The sequence below is a fragment of the Labrys sp. ALF-8 genome, from assembly GCF_059699065.1.
Genome location: NZ_AP048538.1, coordinates 829,882 through 844,777, shown reverse-complemented (window position 1 = coordinate 844,777; position 14,896 = coordinate 829,882). Strand labels below are relative to the sequence as shown.

Sequence of the window (14,896 nt, the reverse complement as noted above, 5' to 3'; positions counted from 1 at the left end):
ATATCTTCCCCTCGTTGAGACAGATCAACGCGCCGGCCCCTCCGCAGGGCGAATAAGGCAGCGACAGGGCCGGTTGCCGGTCGAGGACATTGGCTTCGTGTCCTGATCCCAGAGGAGTTGGCTATGAAGGACGAAACCTATGAACCGGAATGCTGGTGGGCGCATCTGACCGTTCGCGACGTGCCCTATGACGCCTTCTCCTGGTCGCCGGCGGAAGCCGTGAAGACACTTCGCAACGGCATCCTGCACGATCCTTCCGCCGTCTACGATCCGACTTGGTTCGAGATTCTCATGAGTGGCGTGAAACCGGTCAAGCTGAAGCCGGGGGCCTTCTTCAGGAATGGCGGTACGATCCTCGATTTCGAAAACATTGCGGGCTGAGTCCCAGGGGCTTCTGCCGCTCTTCGGCGTTGTAGAGGTCCCCGATCTTTTTTAATGTCGGGGTCTTCTCCATGCGCTACCGAGTCTCGATGACGGAGAGAGCCTCCGCGACGAGCTTCTCCCTCGGCACATCAGCACGCAGCCTGTGCCAGGAAATCCGGCCCAGTTCGTAGCTCCCCTGCGCCAGCACCACGGATGGATCGGCATCGGAGGCATCGCCCCGACGATTGGCGACCCGCTCGACCATCACCGGCACCGAGGCCTCCAGCCACAAACCCGTGAATCTTGCCCCGGTCCGCCGCGCAGTGGTTTCCGCGGTATCCCGCTCGAAGGGCCGCGCGTGAACGGCATCCAGGATTACGCTGCTGCCGGCATCGAGTGCCAGGCGGGCTTTGCGGTTCAGTGCTTCATAGACGGCGGCGCTACGCACGGAGGTATAGGCGCAAGCCGGCAATCTCTCGGTTTCCGCGACGCCGGCAAGGTGCTTGCGCTCGACATCGCTGCGCAGGACGACGGCACCCGGTGCCCGGCCGACCGACGATGCGACGGCAGCGGCGAGCGTGCTCTTTCCCGTGCCGGACAAGCCGCCCACAGCGACGAGTTCCGGTTCGGAGGGACTGAGGAACAGCAGGGCAAGCCGGAAATAGCGCCTCGCCTCCTCTTCCATAGCTGCCACCTTGTCGGCAGGTTGCATCAAGGCGGCGGAGGCGGAAATCTTGGCGCGTAGCGCAGCCCGAATGCTCAGGAACAGCGGCAGGGCCTTCAGGCCCACGAGATGAGCCTCCTCGCCAGCATCCCATAGGTAACGATTGAGAATCGCGTTCGCAGCCCGCTCCATTCCACGATCCCACAGGTCCATGAGCAGGAAAGCCAAATCATAGAGCACGTCGCAGGTAGCGATTGCCTCGTCGAATTCGATCGCATCGAACAATGTCGGCCGGCCGTCGATCAGGGCGATGTTGCGAAGATGCAGGTCGCCGTGGCAACGCCGCACGAAGCCGGATCGGCCACGCTCGATCAACAGGTCGCGACTGGCCTCGAAAGCCGCCTCGCTCGCGCGGGTCAATGCGGAGACGGCGTCCGTCTCGAACAAATCCGGATTTTCCCGCAAAGCCTCGTCGTTCTGCTGGATGTAGCGCCGAAGGCCGTTGGTAGCGTCCAGCCCATCGCGTGTCGGCGCCCGGCGGTGGGATGACAGCACGGTCTGCGTCGCGGCGGCGAGCAGTTCCGGCGCGAGTTCGCCGGTTTCCGCGAGACGATCGAGGGTCTGGTTCTCATCGAAGCGCCGCATTCGGACGATCCAATCGACGACCTTCCCCTCCCCGCCGAACTGAAGCCCCGCGCCCCACCGTGTGATGGGAACGGCATCGAGATAGATCTGCGGTGCGAAGGCCTTGTTGACCGAGATCTCCTTCTGGCAGGCCTCGCGCCGCTTGTCCGCATCGGAGAGATCCATGAAGGGATAGCGTACGGCACGCTTGAGCTTGAAGGCCCGTTCGCCGGTCAGGAACACGATCGCGCCATGGGTATCGATGCGCTGAACAGGCTCCGAGGAGCCATGGGTCGCCGGATCGGAGAGGAAGGCAATCGCTTCGTCCTGTGCCTCGACGACATGCGAGATGGCCGGAGCTTTCCGCGTCACGCCAGGATTGCGGTCAAGCATGGACTCCCCATTCCGTTGCAAAGCACTTTACGCATAAGAAAGGAACGTCGGCTGTCCGGTATTGATCCAGCTCAAGTTTGCGCCGATATCGCCTCAAGAGAATTCTTCACTGGAGAGAAGGAGCGCTGGAGACCTTCGCGTTCGTACGGCTATAACCCTTCTGAGGCATTCGGATTGACTGATTCCACAACCGGCAAAGCGGATGTGAGAGAAGCGCAACCAAGGATGGAGAGTCGCGTCTTGCAAGGCGAGGTCATCAGAGCCGGCCTGGAAGGCACGGGCGTGGGCATGTGGGATTTCGATTTTCGCACCCGCACCCTGAGTGTATCGCTCGCCACGCGCGAGCTTTTCGGGCTGCCAGCGGATGACGTGCTCGACTACGACAGGTTCCTGTCCCTCCTCGATCCCCAGGACAGCGCGTCCACGATCGAAGCCTTGCAGCGAACCATCGCAACGGGGTCGGAGCTCGACGTCAAGTGCCGAGTACGCACGCATTCCAACACAAGCCACTGGCTGCGCCTGCGCGCGGGAGTCATTCGTGACCAGGCCGGCAACGCGCTGCGCTTGAGCGGCATCATCCTGGACATCGACGAAGAGAAGCGCCTCGAGGAAGCCCTGCGCACTCGCGAGGAGCATTTGAGGTCGATCCTGGATACGGTGCCCGATGCCATGATCGTCATCGACGAGGCCGGCATCATCCAGTTCTTCAGCCGCGCCGCCGAGCGGCTGTTCGGCTATCCGGAGGCTGCCGCGATCGGCATGAATGTTAGCGTTCTGATGCCGGAACCGGACCGCTCGCGTCACGACAGCTACCTGTCGCGCTACCAGCGGACCGGTCATCGGCACATCATCGGCATCGGCCGCATCGTGACTGGAAGGCGCCAGGATGGCTCGACCTTTCCGATGCACCTGTCGGTCGGCGAAATGCGGTCCAGCGGGCGGCGCTATTTCACGGGCTTCGTACGCGATCTTACCGAGCAACAGCAGACACAGGCGCGTCTGGTCGAGTTGCAATCGGAGCTCGTGCACATCTCGCGCCTCAGCGCCATGGGCGAGATGGCGTCGGCGCTCGCTCATGAGCTCAACCAGCCGCTGGCGGCCATCAGCAACTATCTGAAGGGGTCGCGCCGCCTGCTTGAGGCAAGCAGGCAGCCCAATGCCGACAAAATCGAGGCCGCGCTGGATCGTGCCGCGGAACAGGCGATCCGTGCCGGCCAGATCATTCGCCGCCTTCGCAGCTTCGTTTCCCGCGGCGAGACGGAAAAGCGCGTCGAGAGCATCGCCAAGCTGGTGGAAGAAGCCGGCGCGCTGGGCCTGGTGGGTGCCCGGGAACAAGGGGTGGTGCTGCACTTCGATCTCGACCCGGACTGCGACCTCGTCCTCGCGGACCGTGTCCAGATACAGCAGGTCCTAGTCAATCTCTTCCGCAACGCGCTGGAGGCCATGCAGGCATCGGGGCGCCGCGAACTCACCGTCTCCAATGCGGCGGTTGATAATGACATGATACAGATTACGGTCGCCGACACCGGTCATGGATTCGCGGACGAGGTCAAACCCGGCCTGTTCCAGCCTTTCTTCACCACAAAGCAGACCGGCATGGGCGTCGGCCTTTCGATCAGCCGTACCATCGTCGAGGCGCATGGTGGGCAGATGTGGGCAGAGGCCAACGAGGCCGGTGGCGCAACATTCAAATTTTCACTTGCCTCCGCCGCTGCGGTAGAGCCGGCAGATTTTCAGGAGAATACCCCCGATGCCCCATAATGCCCGGGTCTTCATCATCGATGACGATGCGGCGATGCGGGACTCGCTCGAATTCCTGCTGGGAACCGCCAACTTTTCCGTGACTGCTTTCGAAACGGCGACCGAGTTCCTGGAAGCCCTGCCCGACCTCGGCTTCGGCTGTGTGGTGACCGATATCCGCATGCCCGATATCGACGGCATCGAGCTGCTGAAGCGGCTGAAGGCCAAAGCCGTCAAGCTACCGGTGGTCGTGATGACCGGCCATGGCGATGTGCCGCTTGCGGTCGAGGCGATGAAACTGGGCGCCATAGATTTCCTTGAAAAACCCTTTGAAGACGAGAGGTTAATCAAGGTTCTTCACTTGGCGATCGAGCAGAGTGTGAAGAAGACGAAGGTCGCTGCCGACGCAGCGGACCTCGTAGGCCGCCTCGCTTCGCTCAGTCCGCGTGAACGCCAGGTAATGGAGGGGCTGGTGGCCGGCCTGTCCAACAAGGTCATCGCCAAGGAGTACGACATCAGTCCCCGGACGGTAGAGGTCTATCGCGCCAACGTCATGACCAAGATGCAGGCCGGCAGCATTTCCGAATTGGTGAGACTCGCCATGCGGGCCGGTGCGCTCGACGAATAGACCCGGCCCCGCGAGTGCTTGCCGAGTCGCTTTCGTTCACGACCGTTCTATTGAGCCGCATCCGGCCTCGCACTTCGGTACCAACGGATTTCCCGCATCTTCGAGGAACTCGCCGGGCGCCGAAAGCATTCATCTCAGGGATGCACCGGCGCGGCTTGGCTATGGCGGCATGCGGAGCGATCCGCCCTTGAGCCACATCAAAGGCAACCATCGAAGCAAGCGTTAGGGTGCCGGGCGTCAATGCACCGTTCCGGTCTGTCCCACAAACAGGTGCCTGAGAAAAACAAACATGACAGCTCCATCTACACCATTGATCGTCGATATCGTCGATGACGATCCGGATGTCCTCGGTTCTCTGCGCTTCCTTCTGGAGGCGGAAGGGTTCGAGGTCAGGACATTTGCAAACGGGGCGGACTGCCTCGACCGTCAACCCGGCGAGGTCCCCGACTGTTTCGTCATCGACTACAAGATGGCGCCGATGAACGGCCTGGATCTCGTCCGGCAGCTGCGCGCAAGCGGCCAACTGGCACCGATCGTCCTCATCACAGGCTTCCCGGATGAAACGATCCCGGCAAGAGCGCTTCTCGACGGCGTACGCCATGTCCTCCGAAAGCCGCATATGGACGAGAGTCTTGTTACTCATGTACGCGCCGCGATGGCCGAATCTCGCGGCGAAAGGCCGAGTCAACTCCGGTGAATCCCCTAGGGGATTGCCCCTACGGGATCGACCCCAATTTCACGAACCGCCGAACCGGCCTACCACTTCGCCATCCGCCGCACACAGGAGATGGCAAAGATGTTTTCCCAGGCTGCAGTCGCCCCCGTTGTTGACACCAAGTCTGCCATCGCCACGACGGCGTCGGCTGGTTCAGTCTCCGGTCTCTCCTTCTTCAACAGCTACCCGGGCCTGATCGGCACCGCCTTCACCTACGGCAAGGATGAAGAGATCTACGGCGACGGCGAGCCGGCTGAATATGTGTACGAAGTGGTGAGCGGCGCCGTCCGCACCTGCAAGCTCTTGGACGACGGCCGCCGGCAGATCGGTGCCTTCCATCTGCCCGGCGACGTCTTCGGCATCGAGGCCGGCACCACTCACCGCATGACCGCCGATGCCATCGTGGACACCACCGTGCGCCTCGTTCGTCGCAAGAGCCTCGACGCCGCCGCACAGGGCAATCTGCAGGTTGCCAACGCGCTCTGGTCCATGACGGCGCGGGAACTTCGCCATGCCGAGGATCACATGCTTCTGCTGGGCCGCAAGACGGCGATGGAGCGCGTGGCCACCTTCCTCCTCGAAATGGATCGCCGCCTGACTGTGACCGGTATGCTGGAGCTTCCGATGTGCCGTCGCGATATCGGCGATTATCTCGGCCTGACGATCGAAACCGTTTCCCGTGTGCTCTCGCAACTCCATCAGGAAGGAGTTCTTGGATTTTCCGGCGCTCGCCAGATCAAGTTGCGGAACCGTCAGCGGCTTGCGGGCATGAATCCCTGATCAAACGCCTGACACGGAACTCGTTCAGATTAAGTCATATTACACCATGGAATATGGAGACGACCTGATGACCAAGGCGCAGGCACTGAGCCAACAAGACCTCTCCCTCATCGATCGATACTGGCGCGCGGCCAATTACCTGTCGGTGGGACAGATCTATCTGATGGACAATCCGCTGCTGCGCGAACCCCTCAAGCTGGACCACGTCAAGCCGCGCCTGCTGGGTCATTGGGGCACCACGCCCGGTCTCAATTTTCTCTATGCCCATCTCAACCGCATCATTCGCCGCGACGACCTCGACGTCATCTTCGTCTGCGGTCCTGGCCACGGCGGTCCCGCCATGGTGGCCAACACCTACCTCGAAGGCAGCTATTCCGAAATCTATCCGGCGATCAGCGAGAACGAGGAAGGCATTCGCCGCCTGTTCAAGCAGTTTTCCTTTCCCGGCGGTATTCCCAGCCACGCCTCGCCCGACACGCCAGGCTCCATTCATGAAGGCGGTGAACTCGGCTATGCCCTTGTCCACGCCTATGGCGCGGCCTTCGACAATCCGAACCTGATCGTTGCCTGCGTGGTCGGCGACGGCGAGGCCGAGACAGGTCCCCTCGCCGCTTCCTGGCATTCGAACAAGTTCATCAATCCCGCGCATGACGGCGCCGTGCTGCCGATCCTGCATCTCAACGGCTACAAGATCGCCGGTCCGACTATTCTCGGGCGTCTCGAAGACGAGGAGATCCGCAAGCTCTTCGAAGGTCTGGGACACGAAGTCTTCTTCGTCGAGGGCTCGGACCCTGCCCTGATGCATCAGGCGATGGCGAAGACGTTCGACGAAACCTTCGCGCGGATCCGCGCGATACAGGAGAAGGCTCGATCCGGCGGGTCCGCCGAACGCCCGCGCTGGCCCATGATCATCCTGCGCAGTCCCAAGGGCTGGACCGGCCCGAAGGAGGTGGACGGCCTCAAGACGGAAGGGTTCTGGCGGTCCCACCAGGTGCCGCTGAGCGGCATCGCCGAGAAACCCGGCCACCTCGCCCTGTTGGAAGTCTGGATGAAGAGCTACAAGCCGGAGGAGCTGTTCGACGAGAAGGGCCGGCTGCTTCCAGAGCTGCGCGCCCTGGCACCTGCCGGTGCGCGACGCATGGGCTCCAATCCCAACACGAATGGCAGCCTGAGGCACTATCTCCAACGCCCGGATTACCGCGACTTTGCCGTCCCGGTTACCGCGCCCGGCGCAACGCAGGTCGAATCCACCCGCATACTCGGCAACTATCTTCGGGAAGTCATGCGTCTCAATGCGGAAGCGCGCAATTTCCGCATTGTCGGGCCGGATGAGACCGCCTCCAACAGGCTGGATGCCGTCTTCGATGTCACGGACAGGACCTGGATGGAACCGAGGATCCCGGAGGACGTGCATCTGTCCCCGGACGGGCGCGTCATGGAGATCCTCAGCGAACATCTCTGCCAGGGCTGGCTGGAGGGCTACCTGCTCACCGGGCGCCATGGCTTCTTCTCCTGCTACGAGGCCTTCATCCACATCGTCGACTCCATGTTCAACCAGCACGCCAAATGGCTGAAGGTCTCGCGCGACCTCGCCTGGCGCCAGCCGATCGCCTCGCTGAACTACTTGCTCACCTCCCATGTCTGGCGGCAGGACCATAACGGCTTCAGCCATCAGGATCCCGGCTTCGTCGATCTCGTCGCCAACAAGAAGGCTGACATCGTGCGCATCTACCTGCCGCCGGATGCCAACACGCTGCTGTGGGTGGGCGATCATTGCCTCGACACCTACAACCGCATCAACGTCATCGTGGCAGGCAAGCAGCCGGCGGCTCAATGGCTCGACATGGAAAGCGCCATCCGGCATTGCCGGGCCGGCATCGGCCTCTGGGACTTTGCCTGCAACGACCAGGATGACGAGCCGGATCTGGTGATGGCCTGCGCGGGCGATATTCCGACGCTGGAGACCCTGGCCGCCGTCGACCTGCTGCGCCAGCACTGCCCGCAGCTGAAGATCCGCGTCGTCAATGTCGTGGATCTCATGGCCCTGCAGGATCCATCCCAGCATCCGCACGGGTTGAGCAACCACGAGTTCGACGGCCTCTTCACCAAGGACAAGCCGGTGATCTTCGCCTATCACGGCTATCCCTACCTCATTCATCGCCTCACCTATAAGCGCACCAACCACGCCAATTTCCATGTGCGCGGCTTCATCGAAGAAGGGACGACGACCACTCCCTTCGATATGACGGTGATGAATGAGCTCGATCGCTTCCATCTCGCCATCGCCGCCATCGACCACGTGCCCGGCCTCCTGCCGCGCGCCGCCCACGTCAAGCAGGCCCTTCAGCACAAGCTGATCGAGCATGAGGAATATGTCCGTCGCCATGGCGACGACATGCCCGAGATCAAGAACTGGGTATGGCCCTACAAGGCAGCTTAGGCCGCACCCGAAGGGAAGTACCGCGTCGGGCCCGTGCTCCCTGAGCCGGGCCCGATGCTTGTCGCACCGCAGTCACCGGCAAGACGGAAGGGCTGCGGCGCTGGTGCATTTCGCTTGCAGACGAAAGCGCCATGAATCTAAAAATGCTTGTGATTTCTGTATGTTATACTGGAATAGTGGTTCGACCTGAGCGCGTTTTGCTTAGGCCGTCAACAACGACAACGTCTCGTCGGCGATGATCTGTTCTTCGTCAGTGGGAATGACGAGAACCTGCACCCTGCTGTCATGCGAGGAGACGAGCGTGGCATTGGCATCGTTGGCCGAACTGTCGAGAACTGCCCCCAGCCAGGCGAGCCGCTTGCAGATTCCGGCCCGGATAGGGGGCTGGTGTTCGCCGATGCCGGCGGTGAAGACGAGACCGTCGAGGCCGCCGAGCGTGGAGGCAAGCCTGGCGATCTCACCGGCAACGCGCAGGGCAAAGAGATCCAGGGCTTCGCTGGCCTCGCTCCCGGCGCTCTCCAGCAGGACACGCGTATCGCCGCTGATGCCCGAGACGCCGAGCAGCCCCGACTTGTGGTAGAGCATGTCCTCGACATCGCCGGCCTGCCAGTGTTCCTGGCCTAGCAGATGGAGCAGCACGCCGGGATCGAGAATGCCGCAACGCGTCGCCATGGGAATGCCGTCGAGAGTCGAAAATCCCATGCTGGTATCGCGGCTGAGACCTCCTTCGAGCGCGCAAAGGCTGGCGCCGCTGCCCAGATGTGCCACCACGACTCGGCCCGCGGCGAGTCGAGGAAAACGCTGTTCGAGTTCGCGGGCGATGAACCGGTAGGAGAGGCCGTGGAAGCCATAGCGCTTGATGCCGCGATCATGCAGTTCGCGCGGCAGCGCAAAGCGGCGCACGAGATCGGACTGCGTGGCATGAAAGGCTGTGTCGAAGCTGGCAACCTGCGGCAAATGCGGGCGAAGCCGGAGCAGTGCCCGGATGAGGCGCACGCTTTGGGGCTGGTGCAACGGGGCCAGAGGAACTAGTGCCTCGATCGCGCTGAGACTTGCTTCATCGATCCGCGCGGCTGCAGTGAAGCGCTCGCCGCCGTGCACGACGCGGTGACCGATTCCAGCGAGGTTATCGAGTGCGAAATGCCCTGAGAGCCAACCGAGCATTTCGTCGAGCACCTCGTGGAAATCCTCGCTGAGAGGTGCCTGTAGCGCCACCTGGATTTCTTCGCCGTCCTTCGAGAAATGCAGGATAAGGGGCTGCTTGCGCAGGTCCACGACACCTTTGCCGACGCGCCGCGCCCCTTCTCCTCCAATCGCGAAGAGGCCGAGCTTGATGGTCGAGGAGCCGGGATTGAAGGTCAGCAGAAAGCGGTCAGGCATCATGGGTCCGTTGGCGTGCAGCATCGATTTTGGCGCCGCGGGCCTGCTTGTCGCATCGTTCCCGGCTGAAAACCAGCAGCAACTCTTCGCAACGCCGCCCGGCGGGCCTCCTCAATGTGCCATGAACAAGGGCAAGTCCGTGTGACGGATCAGATCCTGCGTGGCACCGCCTAGGATCCATTCACGGAAACGCGAATGTCCGTAGGCTCCGGACACGATCACGTCGGCGGAAATCCGATGAGCCTGATCCAGCAGGGCCGCGGCGACGTTTTCCTTCGGGCGCACGATGGTGACCGTGGTGTCGATCCCATGATGCGAGAGATGCGCCGCGATGTCGGCAAGCGCCTCGGCACCGTCCATGCGTCCCTTCTCGGGTTCGTGAACGGTGACCAGCTCGGTCTTGGTCGCAAGCTTCAGGAGAGGCAGCGCCTCGGCGATGGCCCTCGCCGCCTCCTTCGTGTCGAGCCATGCGATCATCACGGTACGGATCTCGCTGCGCGGCTTCACGCCGCGTGGCACCAGATAGATGCTGTGACCGGCCTCGAACATCACGCTTTCGACCAGGCTGTCCCAGTCGTGGAGGGCTTCCTCGTGATAGGGACAGGAGGCCACGAAGAGATCGGCCCAGCGAGCTTCGGTGACGATCCGCTCGGAAAGGAACGCAGACACGTCCTCCAATGTCCTGACTTCATTCGGTACACCAATACGTTGGAAGCGTTCCTGCAACTTTTTGTTTATAGCCTTGCCCTGCTCCCTGATCGTCTCCGTAAGCTCGGCTACGGCCATGGTTCCTTGCTCGCTGGCATAGAGCGCCATGTCGGGAAGAGGATTGGTGAACATGCCCGTCAAGCGGCCACCGGCAAGGTCGGCCAGCATTTCAGCATGAGCGATGCGGATCTCGTCTTCCTCTCCACCATCGAGGTGCACCATCACGTCCTGATAGTGAACCGGGTACCGCAAGGCTCCATTGGTGAGCGAGCGAGGGGACGAAGATGCGTCATTCATGTCTGTCTCCATGATCTATTGCCGGACACGGCATCTCGGTGATGGGACAATGTGGACCGCCCTACGCCGAACCGCCTTGATCTGCCTCAAGATCATCATGTCCCGGTGGTTAGGCAGCCTCAGGCGACACGCCCGAACCACAACATCGACAGGCCGCTTGCCGCCAGGGTCAGGATCGCCCCGATCCCGGCCAGGATGAACGATATTTCGGTCAGCTTGCGCTCGCCGGTCACTTTGGTCGACAGGGTCTTGTAGACCTTGGTCAGGTCGTCGGCCGACTGGGCATCAAAGAACTCGCCGTTCGTCATGCCGGCAATCTTCTTGAGCGTATCGAGGTCAGGAAGGGCCCGCATTGAGAACCCTCCCATGTCCACGACGCTGCCGTCCGGCGAGCCGAAGCCCACCGTATAAGTCTTTACGCCGTAATCCGCCGCGACCTGCCCGCTCTGGATGGGATCACGCCCGGTCGTCGTTGCCCCGTCGGTCAGCAGGACGATCACGGCGTTGCTGTAGGAGCCGGGCGGTACGGGAACATGCTCGGTGCGGGGCGACTGTGTCTGGTCGTCGAGCGAGCGGCTGGCGGGACCGGAATTCATCGGAGTTCCAAGCTGGTCCATGGCCGCATTGGTTGAGCTGCCGGGGGAAACGTCGAACCTGTCCTCGGGAAATATCGTCGCCAGGGAAATCAGGATGCCGTCCCCGATCGCCGTCCCGCGCCTCAGCTGGAAGCGGTCGATGGCGTCGTTCAGCGCGCTTCGATCGATCGTAGGGACCTGCACCAGCAAAGCCGTGGAAGCGAAGGCCACGATGCCGATTTCCACATCGCCCGGCAGGTCGGCGATGAACTGCTTGGCGGCCGTCTGGGCGGCCACGATGCGGTTGGGCGCAATATCCTGAGCCCGCATCGATCCTGAAACATCCATTGCGAGAATGACGACCGCTCTGTTGGAGGGCAGCGTCAAGATCGCGGCCGGCCGGGCCACGGCAACGAGCAGCATGGCAATGGCGATCAGGAGCAGCGCAGGCGGAAGGTGCCGCCGCCAGTTCAGCCCGGAGCCAATCGCCTGTTTCACCAGCGCCATATTGGCGTATCGCACCGATATCAGCTTCCTGCGCCTCAACAGCCATAGATAAGCGGCCACCAGCAAGGGGAGCAGCAGCAACAGCCACAAGGCATCGGCCCAGATGAAGGTCACGGCGCGCCTCCCTTGCCGACCGAAGACCGATTGCCATCCGGCCGCGACGTCAGATGGGCAGGCATTCCCCCGCCGCTTCGCAGTCGCGTCCAAGCCTTGCGCAGTTCCATGAAACGCAGGACCGCGTCTATCAGGTCCTCGCCAGTAGAGAGTTCCAGAACGTCGATACCAGCTGCGTCAAAGGCCTCGAGCTGTGCCTCCTCGGCATGCGCCGCGACCGTCGAAAAACGCATGCGGAAACGCTTGTCGGCTGTGTCGACGAAAAGCTGTTCGCCTGTCTCGGGGTCCTGGAAGGCCAGGAGGCCGATGTCCGGCAAGGTCATGTCGAGCGGATCGACCAATCGTGCGACTATTGCCTCGTGTCGGCGCGAGAGTTGCGAGAGAGCCCCTTCCCACCCCGGCCGGGAAATGAAATCCGAAACCACGAACACCAGGGATCGGCGGCGGATGACATTCACCGAGCGCCGGACGAAAGCCCCGAGGTCCGTCTGCGGGGCGTGCAGCGGCCGTGGCCGGGAAAACACCTGCTCGATGAGATTGAGAACATGGCGTCGTCCGGAAGCGGGAGACATGACCAAATCATCAAGGCCGTTGTGAAGGATGGCGCCAACCTTGTTGCCGCGGCGCGTGAGCAGGCGCGCCAGCACTGCAGCGAACTCGCCGAGAACCTGCCGCTTGCTCACCTCGGCGCTTCCGAAATCCACGGAGGGACTGATGTCCAGCAGCAGCCAGGCCGTGACCTCACGATCCTCGTTGAAGACCCGGACATGGGGAGTTTGCGTGCGCGCCGTCACGTTCCAATCGATGTGCCGCACATCGTCGAACGGCTGATATTCCCTGAGATCCGCCAGATCGAGGCCGAAGCCGCGAAACAGCGTGCGATAGTCGCCCTGCAACAGGCCGTCCAGCCGCCGGATGACGGTCCATTCAAGGCGCCTCAGGAGGGCCTCAGGCTGATGCGGCGAACTGGACATGACCCTCCAACGGCTTTTCGGGCGCGGGCACGGCCTTCAGGATGCGCAGAATGATGTCGTCGGCGGTCACTTCCTCCGCCAGGGCCTCATAGGACAGCACGATGCGGTGACGGAGGACGTCGGCGGTGACGTCCAGGATGTCCTCCGGCAGCACGTAGTCGCGGCCCCGCAGGAAAGCGAGGGCGCGCCCGGCCTCGATCATCCCGATCGATGCTCGCGGACTGGCGCCGTAGGTTATCAGCCTGGCTGCATCGGCTAGTCCGGCCCGCGAGGGATTGCGCGTCGCGCCCACCACCTTCACGGCGAACTGGATCAGCGAGGGGTCGACGAACAGGGACCGGCAGCGTACCTGCAACGCCCCAAGCTGATCCGTCGTGGCCACCCTGGCAACCTCGCTCGCGGCTCCTGTGACGCGCGAGACGATCACGAACTCCTCCTCGGCGGACGGATAACTGACCAGCACCTTCATCATGAAGCGGTCGACCTGTGCCTCCGGCAGCGGATAGGTCCCCTCGGTCTCGATAGGGTTCTGGGTCGCCATCACGACGAATGGGTTCGGCACCTTGTGGGTCTCCCCGGCTATGGTGACCTGACGCTCCTGCATCACCTCCAGCAGCGCGCTCTGTACCTTGGCCGGGGCGCGGTTGATCTCGTCCGCCAGCAGCAGATTGCAGAATACCGGTCCCAGCGATGTCGAGAAGTCGCCCGTCTTCTGGTTGTAGAGGCGAGTGCCGACGAGATCCGCGGGTACGAGATCGGGCGTAAATTGGATACGCTTGAAGCTGCCCTGCATGGCCTGGGCCAGGGTGTTGACGGTCAGCGTCTTGGCAAGTCCCGGCACGCCTTCGACCAGGAGATGGCCACGTGCCAGAAGGGCCACCAGCACGCGTTCGAGGAAGTGGTCCTGCCCGACCACCACCTTCTTCACTTCGTAGAGGATCTTCTCCATCAGCGAGGCGGCGGTGGCGGCATCATCCGGGTGTTCGGCCATCTGGTTCTCCGTGCGACATCGAAACAGCTCCTAGAGCGGCGACTCTCCTATGGTTCCCTGCATGGCGTTCTCGATTGGCACTGCAAAGCCTATGCCGGCAAAGGTGCGGGCGCCCGACGGGTTGACGATCGCGTCCACGATGCCGATCACCTCGCCATGACGATTGACCAAGGGGCCACCCGAATTACCGGGATTGGCCGCGGCGTCGAACTGGATCAGGTTGGAAAGCCGGGTCTTGCCGCCACCTTCGAATTCACGCTTGAGCCCCGAGACTATGCCTGCCGACGCCGATGGCCCGATGCCGAATGGAAAACCGACCGCCTGGACGTCATCGCCCGGCCGCAGGTCCCGGGTGGAGGCCAGCGTCGCCGGCTGCAGGTCATCGGGTATGCGGTCGGGCTTGAGCACCGCCATATCGTTGCGCTTGTCGGCGGCGGCTATCGTGACATTGGCCTGGGTGCCGTCCGCGAAGATGACACGCAGCCTTGGGGCGGCAACAGCCACGTGGAGCGCCGTTAGGACACTTCCTGTATCGTCGATCACCACGCCGCCCCCGACGGCGGTGTTCTTGTAGCCCGGCAAGGCACTGTTGCCTTGGAGTGGCGCATTCGGATTGCCTGGATGGGAACGATCGTCCGGGCTGCCGGATTCATTGGGAGCCATCGGGTCATAGCCATCGATGCGCACCACCGAGGGAATGATGTGCGCGTAGGCGACCGAAGCGGTAGCGGGTTCCTCCGGCCGACGGTCCAGCGCATAGTTCACCGCCTGGTCGAGCCGGGCCTGGGTCAGGTGCTGAACGGGCCACAACAAGGCATGAGCGCCTACGATCGCCATGCTCAACAAGCCACTTGCAGCGAGGAGAGCCTTGCCGCGATGCCGACCCAGCATCGCACCTCTCCAGGCCCCCACACGTTGCCACCGGTTTGGCCGCGGATCCTCCGCCTGCCCTGCCACATAGACGGGCGTGATCCCTCCCGGAGCATCCCAGCGTGATCCGGCT

Annotated in this window: 13 protein-coding genes; 6 read left to right on the top strand and 7 right to left on the bottom strand. The window is 62.6% G+C overall.

Features of this window, described 5'->3' with window-relative positions; genetic code table 11:
• Window positions 1–123: 123 nt before the first annotated feature.
• Window positions 124–381, top strand: a complete 258-nt coding sequence (locus tag AC6H34_RS23750; RefSeq protein ID WP_448147415.1) for a hypothetical protein — start codon at window positions 124–126, stop codon at window positions 379–381.
• A 76-nt stretch (window positions 382–457) separates the two neighbouring features.
• Here AC6H34_RS23750 and AC6H34_RS23745 read toward each other — a convergent pair whose 3' ends face one another.
• Window positions 458–2,023, bottom strand: a complete 1,566-nt coding sequence (locus AC6H34_RS23745) for a bifunctional aminoglycoside phosphotransferase/ATP-binding protein (RefSeq protein WP_497540433.1) — start codon at window positions 2,021–2,023, stop codon at window positions 458–460.
• A gap of 246 nt (window positions 2,024–2,269) precedes the next feature.
• Here AC6H34_RS23745 and fixL point away from each other — a divergent pair, with 246 nt between their 5' ends.
• The 5 genes from fixL (at window position 2,270) to AC6H34_RS23720 (ending at window position 8,347) form a co-directional block, all read left to right on the top strand.
• Window positions 2,270–3,805 carry a sensor protein FixL gene (gene fixL / locus AC6H34_RS23740; protein ID WP_497541271.1) on the top strand — a complete coding sequence of 512 codons (1,536 nt, stop codon included), beginning with the start codon at window positions 2,270–2,272 and terminating at the stop codon, window positions 3,803–3,805.
• Window positions 3,795–4,412 carry a response regulator FixJ gene (gene fixJ / locus AC6H34_RS23735; RefSeq protein ID WP_497540432.1) on the top strand — a complete coding sequence of 206 codons (618 nt, stop codon included), beginning with the start codon at window positions 3,795–3,797 and terminating at the stop codon, window positions 4,410–4,412. The genes fixL and fixJ overlap by 11 nt, the downstream gene beginning before the upstream one ends.
• A gap of 289 nt (window positions 4,413–4,701) precedes the next feature.
• Window positions 4,702–5,109 carry a response regulator transcription factor gene (locus AC6H34_RS23730; RefSeq protein WP_497540431.1) on the top strand — a complete coding sequence of 136 codons (408 nt, stop codon included), beginning with the start codon at window positions 4,702–4,704 and terminating at the stop codon, window positions 5,107–5,109.
• Between the two features lie 99 nt (window positions 5,110–5,208).
• Entirely contained in the window at window positions 5,209–5,907 is a 699-nt protein-coding gene (locus tag AC6H34_RS23725; protein WP_497540430.1) for a helix-turn-helix domain-containing protein, read from the top strand.
• A 67-nt stretch (window positions 5,908–5,974) separates the two neighbouring features.
• On the top strand, window positions 5,975–8,347 hold the full coding sequence (locus AC6H34_RS23720) for a phosphoketolase family protein (protein ID WP_497540429.1): 2,373 nt from the start codon (window positions 5,975–5,977) through the stop codon (window positions 8,345–8,347).
• A 201-nt stretch (window positions 8,348–8,548) separates the two neighbouring features.
• On the opposite strand, the gene AC6H34_RS23715 is transcribed toward AC6H34_RS23720, so the two are convergent.
• From AC6H34_RS23715 to AC6H34_RS23690, 6 genes are all read right to left on the bottom strand, one after another.
• A complete protein-coding gene (locus tag AC6H34_RS23715; protein ID WP_497541270.1) occupies window positions 8,549–9,730 on the bottom strand; it encodes an acetate/propionate family kinase in 1,182 nt (393 codons plus the stop codon).
• A gap of 108 nt (window positions 9,731–9,838) precedes the next feature.
• Window positions 9,839–10,732 (bottom strand): universal stress protein, encoded by an 894-nt coding sequence (locus AC6H34_RS23710; protein WP_497540428.1) that lies wholly within the window; start codon window positions 10,730–10,732, stop codon window positions 9,839–9,841.
• Window positions 10,733–10,851: 119 nt separating this feature from the next.
• Window positions 10,852–11,928 carry a VWA domain-containing protein gene (locus tag AC6H34_RS23705; protein WP_497540427.1) on the bottom strand — a complete coding sequence of 359 codons (1,077 nt, stop codon included), beginning with the start codon at window positions 11,926–11,928 and terminating at the stop codon, window positions 10,852–10,854.
• Entirely contained in the window at window positions 11,925–12,902 is a 978-nt protein-coding gene (locus AC6H34_RS23700) for a DUF58 domain-containing protein (RefSeq protein WP_497540426.1), read from the bottom strand. Before AC6H34_RS23700 ends, AC6H34_RS23705 begins: the two co-directional genes overlap by 4 nt.
• The gene (locus AC6H34_RS23695) at window positions 12,877–13,893 is read right to left on the bottom strand and encodes an AAA family ATPase (RefSeq protein ID WP_497540425.1); all 1,017 of its coding nucleotides are present in this window, start codon (window positions 13,891–13,893) and stop codon (window positions 12,877–12,879) included. The genes AC6H34_RS23700 and AC6H34_RS23695 overlap by 26 nt, the downstream gene beginning before the upstream one ends.
• A 30-nt stretch (window positions 13,894–13,923) precedes the next feature.
• Window positions 13,924–14,784, bottom strand: a complete 861-nt coding sequence (locus tag AC6H34_RS23690) for a S1C family serine protease (RefSeq protein WP_497540424.1) — start codon at window positions 14,782–14,784, stop codon at window positions 13,924–13,926.
• Window positions 14,785–14,896: the final 112 nt, after the last annotated feature.

Bases quoted from the DNA above. Each gene is read 5' to 3' on its own strand.
- AC6H34_RS23750 (WP_448147415.1), top strand. From the start codon at position 124: ATGAAGGACGAAACCTATGAACCGGAATGCTGGTGGGCGCATCTGACC.
- fixL (WP_497541271.1), top strand. From the start codon at position 2,270: ATGGAGAGTCGCGTCTTGCAAGGCGAGGTCATCAGAGCCGGCCTGGAA.
- fixJ (WP_497540432.1), top strand. From the start codon at position 3,795: ATGCCCCATAATGCCCGGGTCTTCATCATCGATGACGATGCGGCGATG.
- AC6H34_RS23730 (WP_497540431.1), top strand. From the start codon at position 4,702: ATGACAGCTCCATCTACACCATTGATCGTCGATATCGTCGATGACGAT.
- AC6H34_RS23725 (WP_497540430.1), top strand. From the start codon at position 5,209: ATGTTTTCCCAGGCTGCAGTCGCCCCCGTTGTTGACACCAAGTCTGCC.
- AC6H34_RS23720 (WP_497540429.1), top strand. From the start codon at position 5,975: ATGACCAAGGCGCAGGCACTGAGCCAACAAGACCTCTCCCTCATCGAT.
- AC6H34_RS23715 (WP_497541270.1), bottom strand. From the start codon at position 9,730: ATGATGCCTGACCGCTTTCTGCTGACCTTCAATCCCGGCTCCTCGACC.
- AC6H34_RS23710 (WP_497540428.1), bottom strand. From the start codon at position 10,732: ATGAATGACGCATCTTCGTCCCCTCGCTCGCTCACCAATGGAGCCTTG.
- AC6H34_RS23700 (WP_497540426.1), bottom strand. From the start codon at position 12,902: ATGTCCAGTTCGCCGCATCAGCCTGAGGCCCTCCTGAGGCGCCTTGAA.
- AC6H34_RS23695 (WP_497540425.1), bottom strand. From the start codon at position 13,893: ATGGCCGAACACCCGGATGATGCCGCCACCGCCGCCTCGCTGATGGAG.
- AC6H34_RS23690 (WP_497540424.1), bottom strand. From the start codon at position 14,784: ATGCTGGGTCGGCATCGCGGCAAGGCTCTCCTCGCTGCAAGTGGCTTG.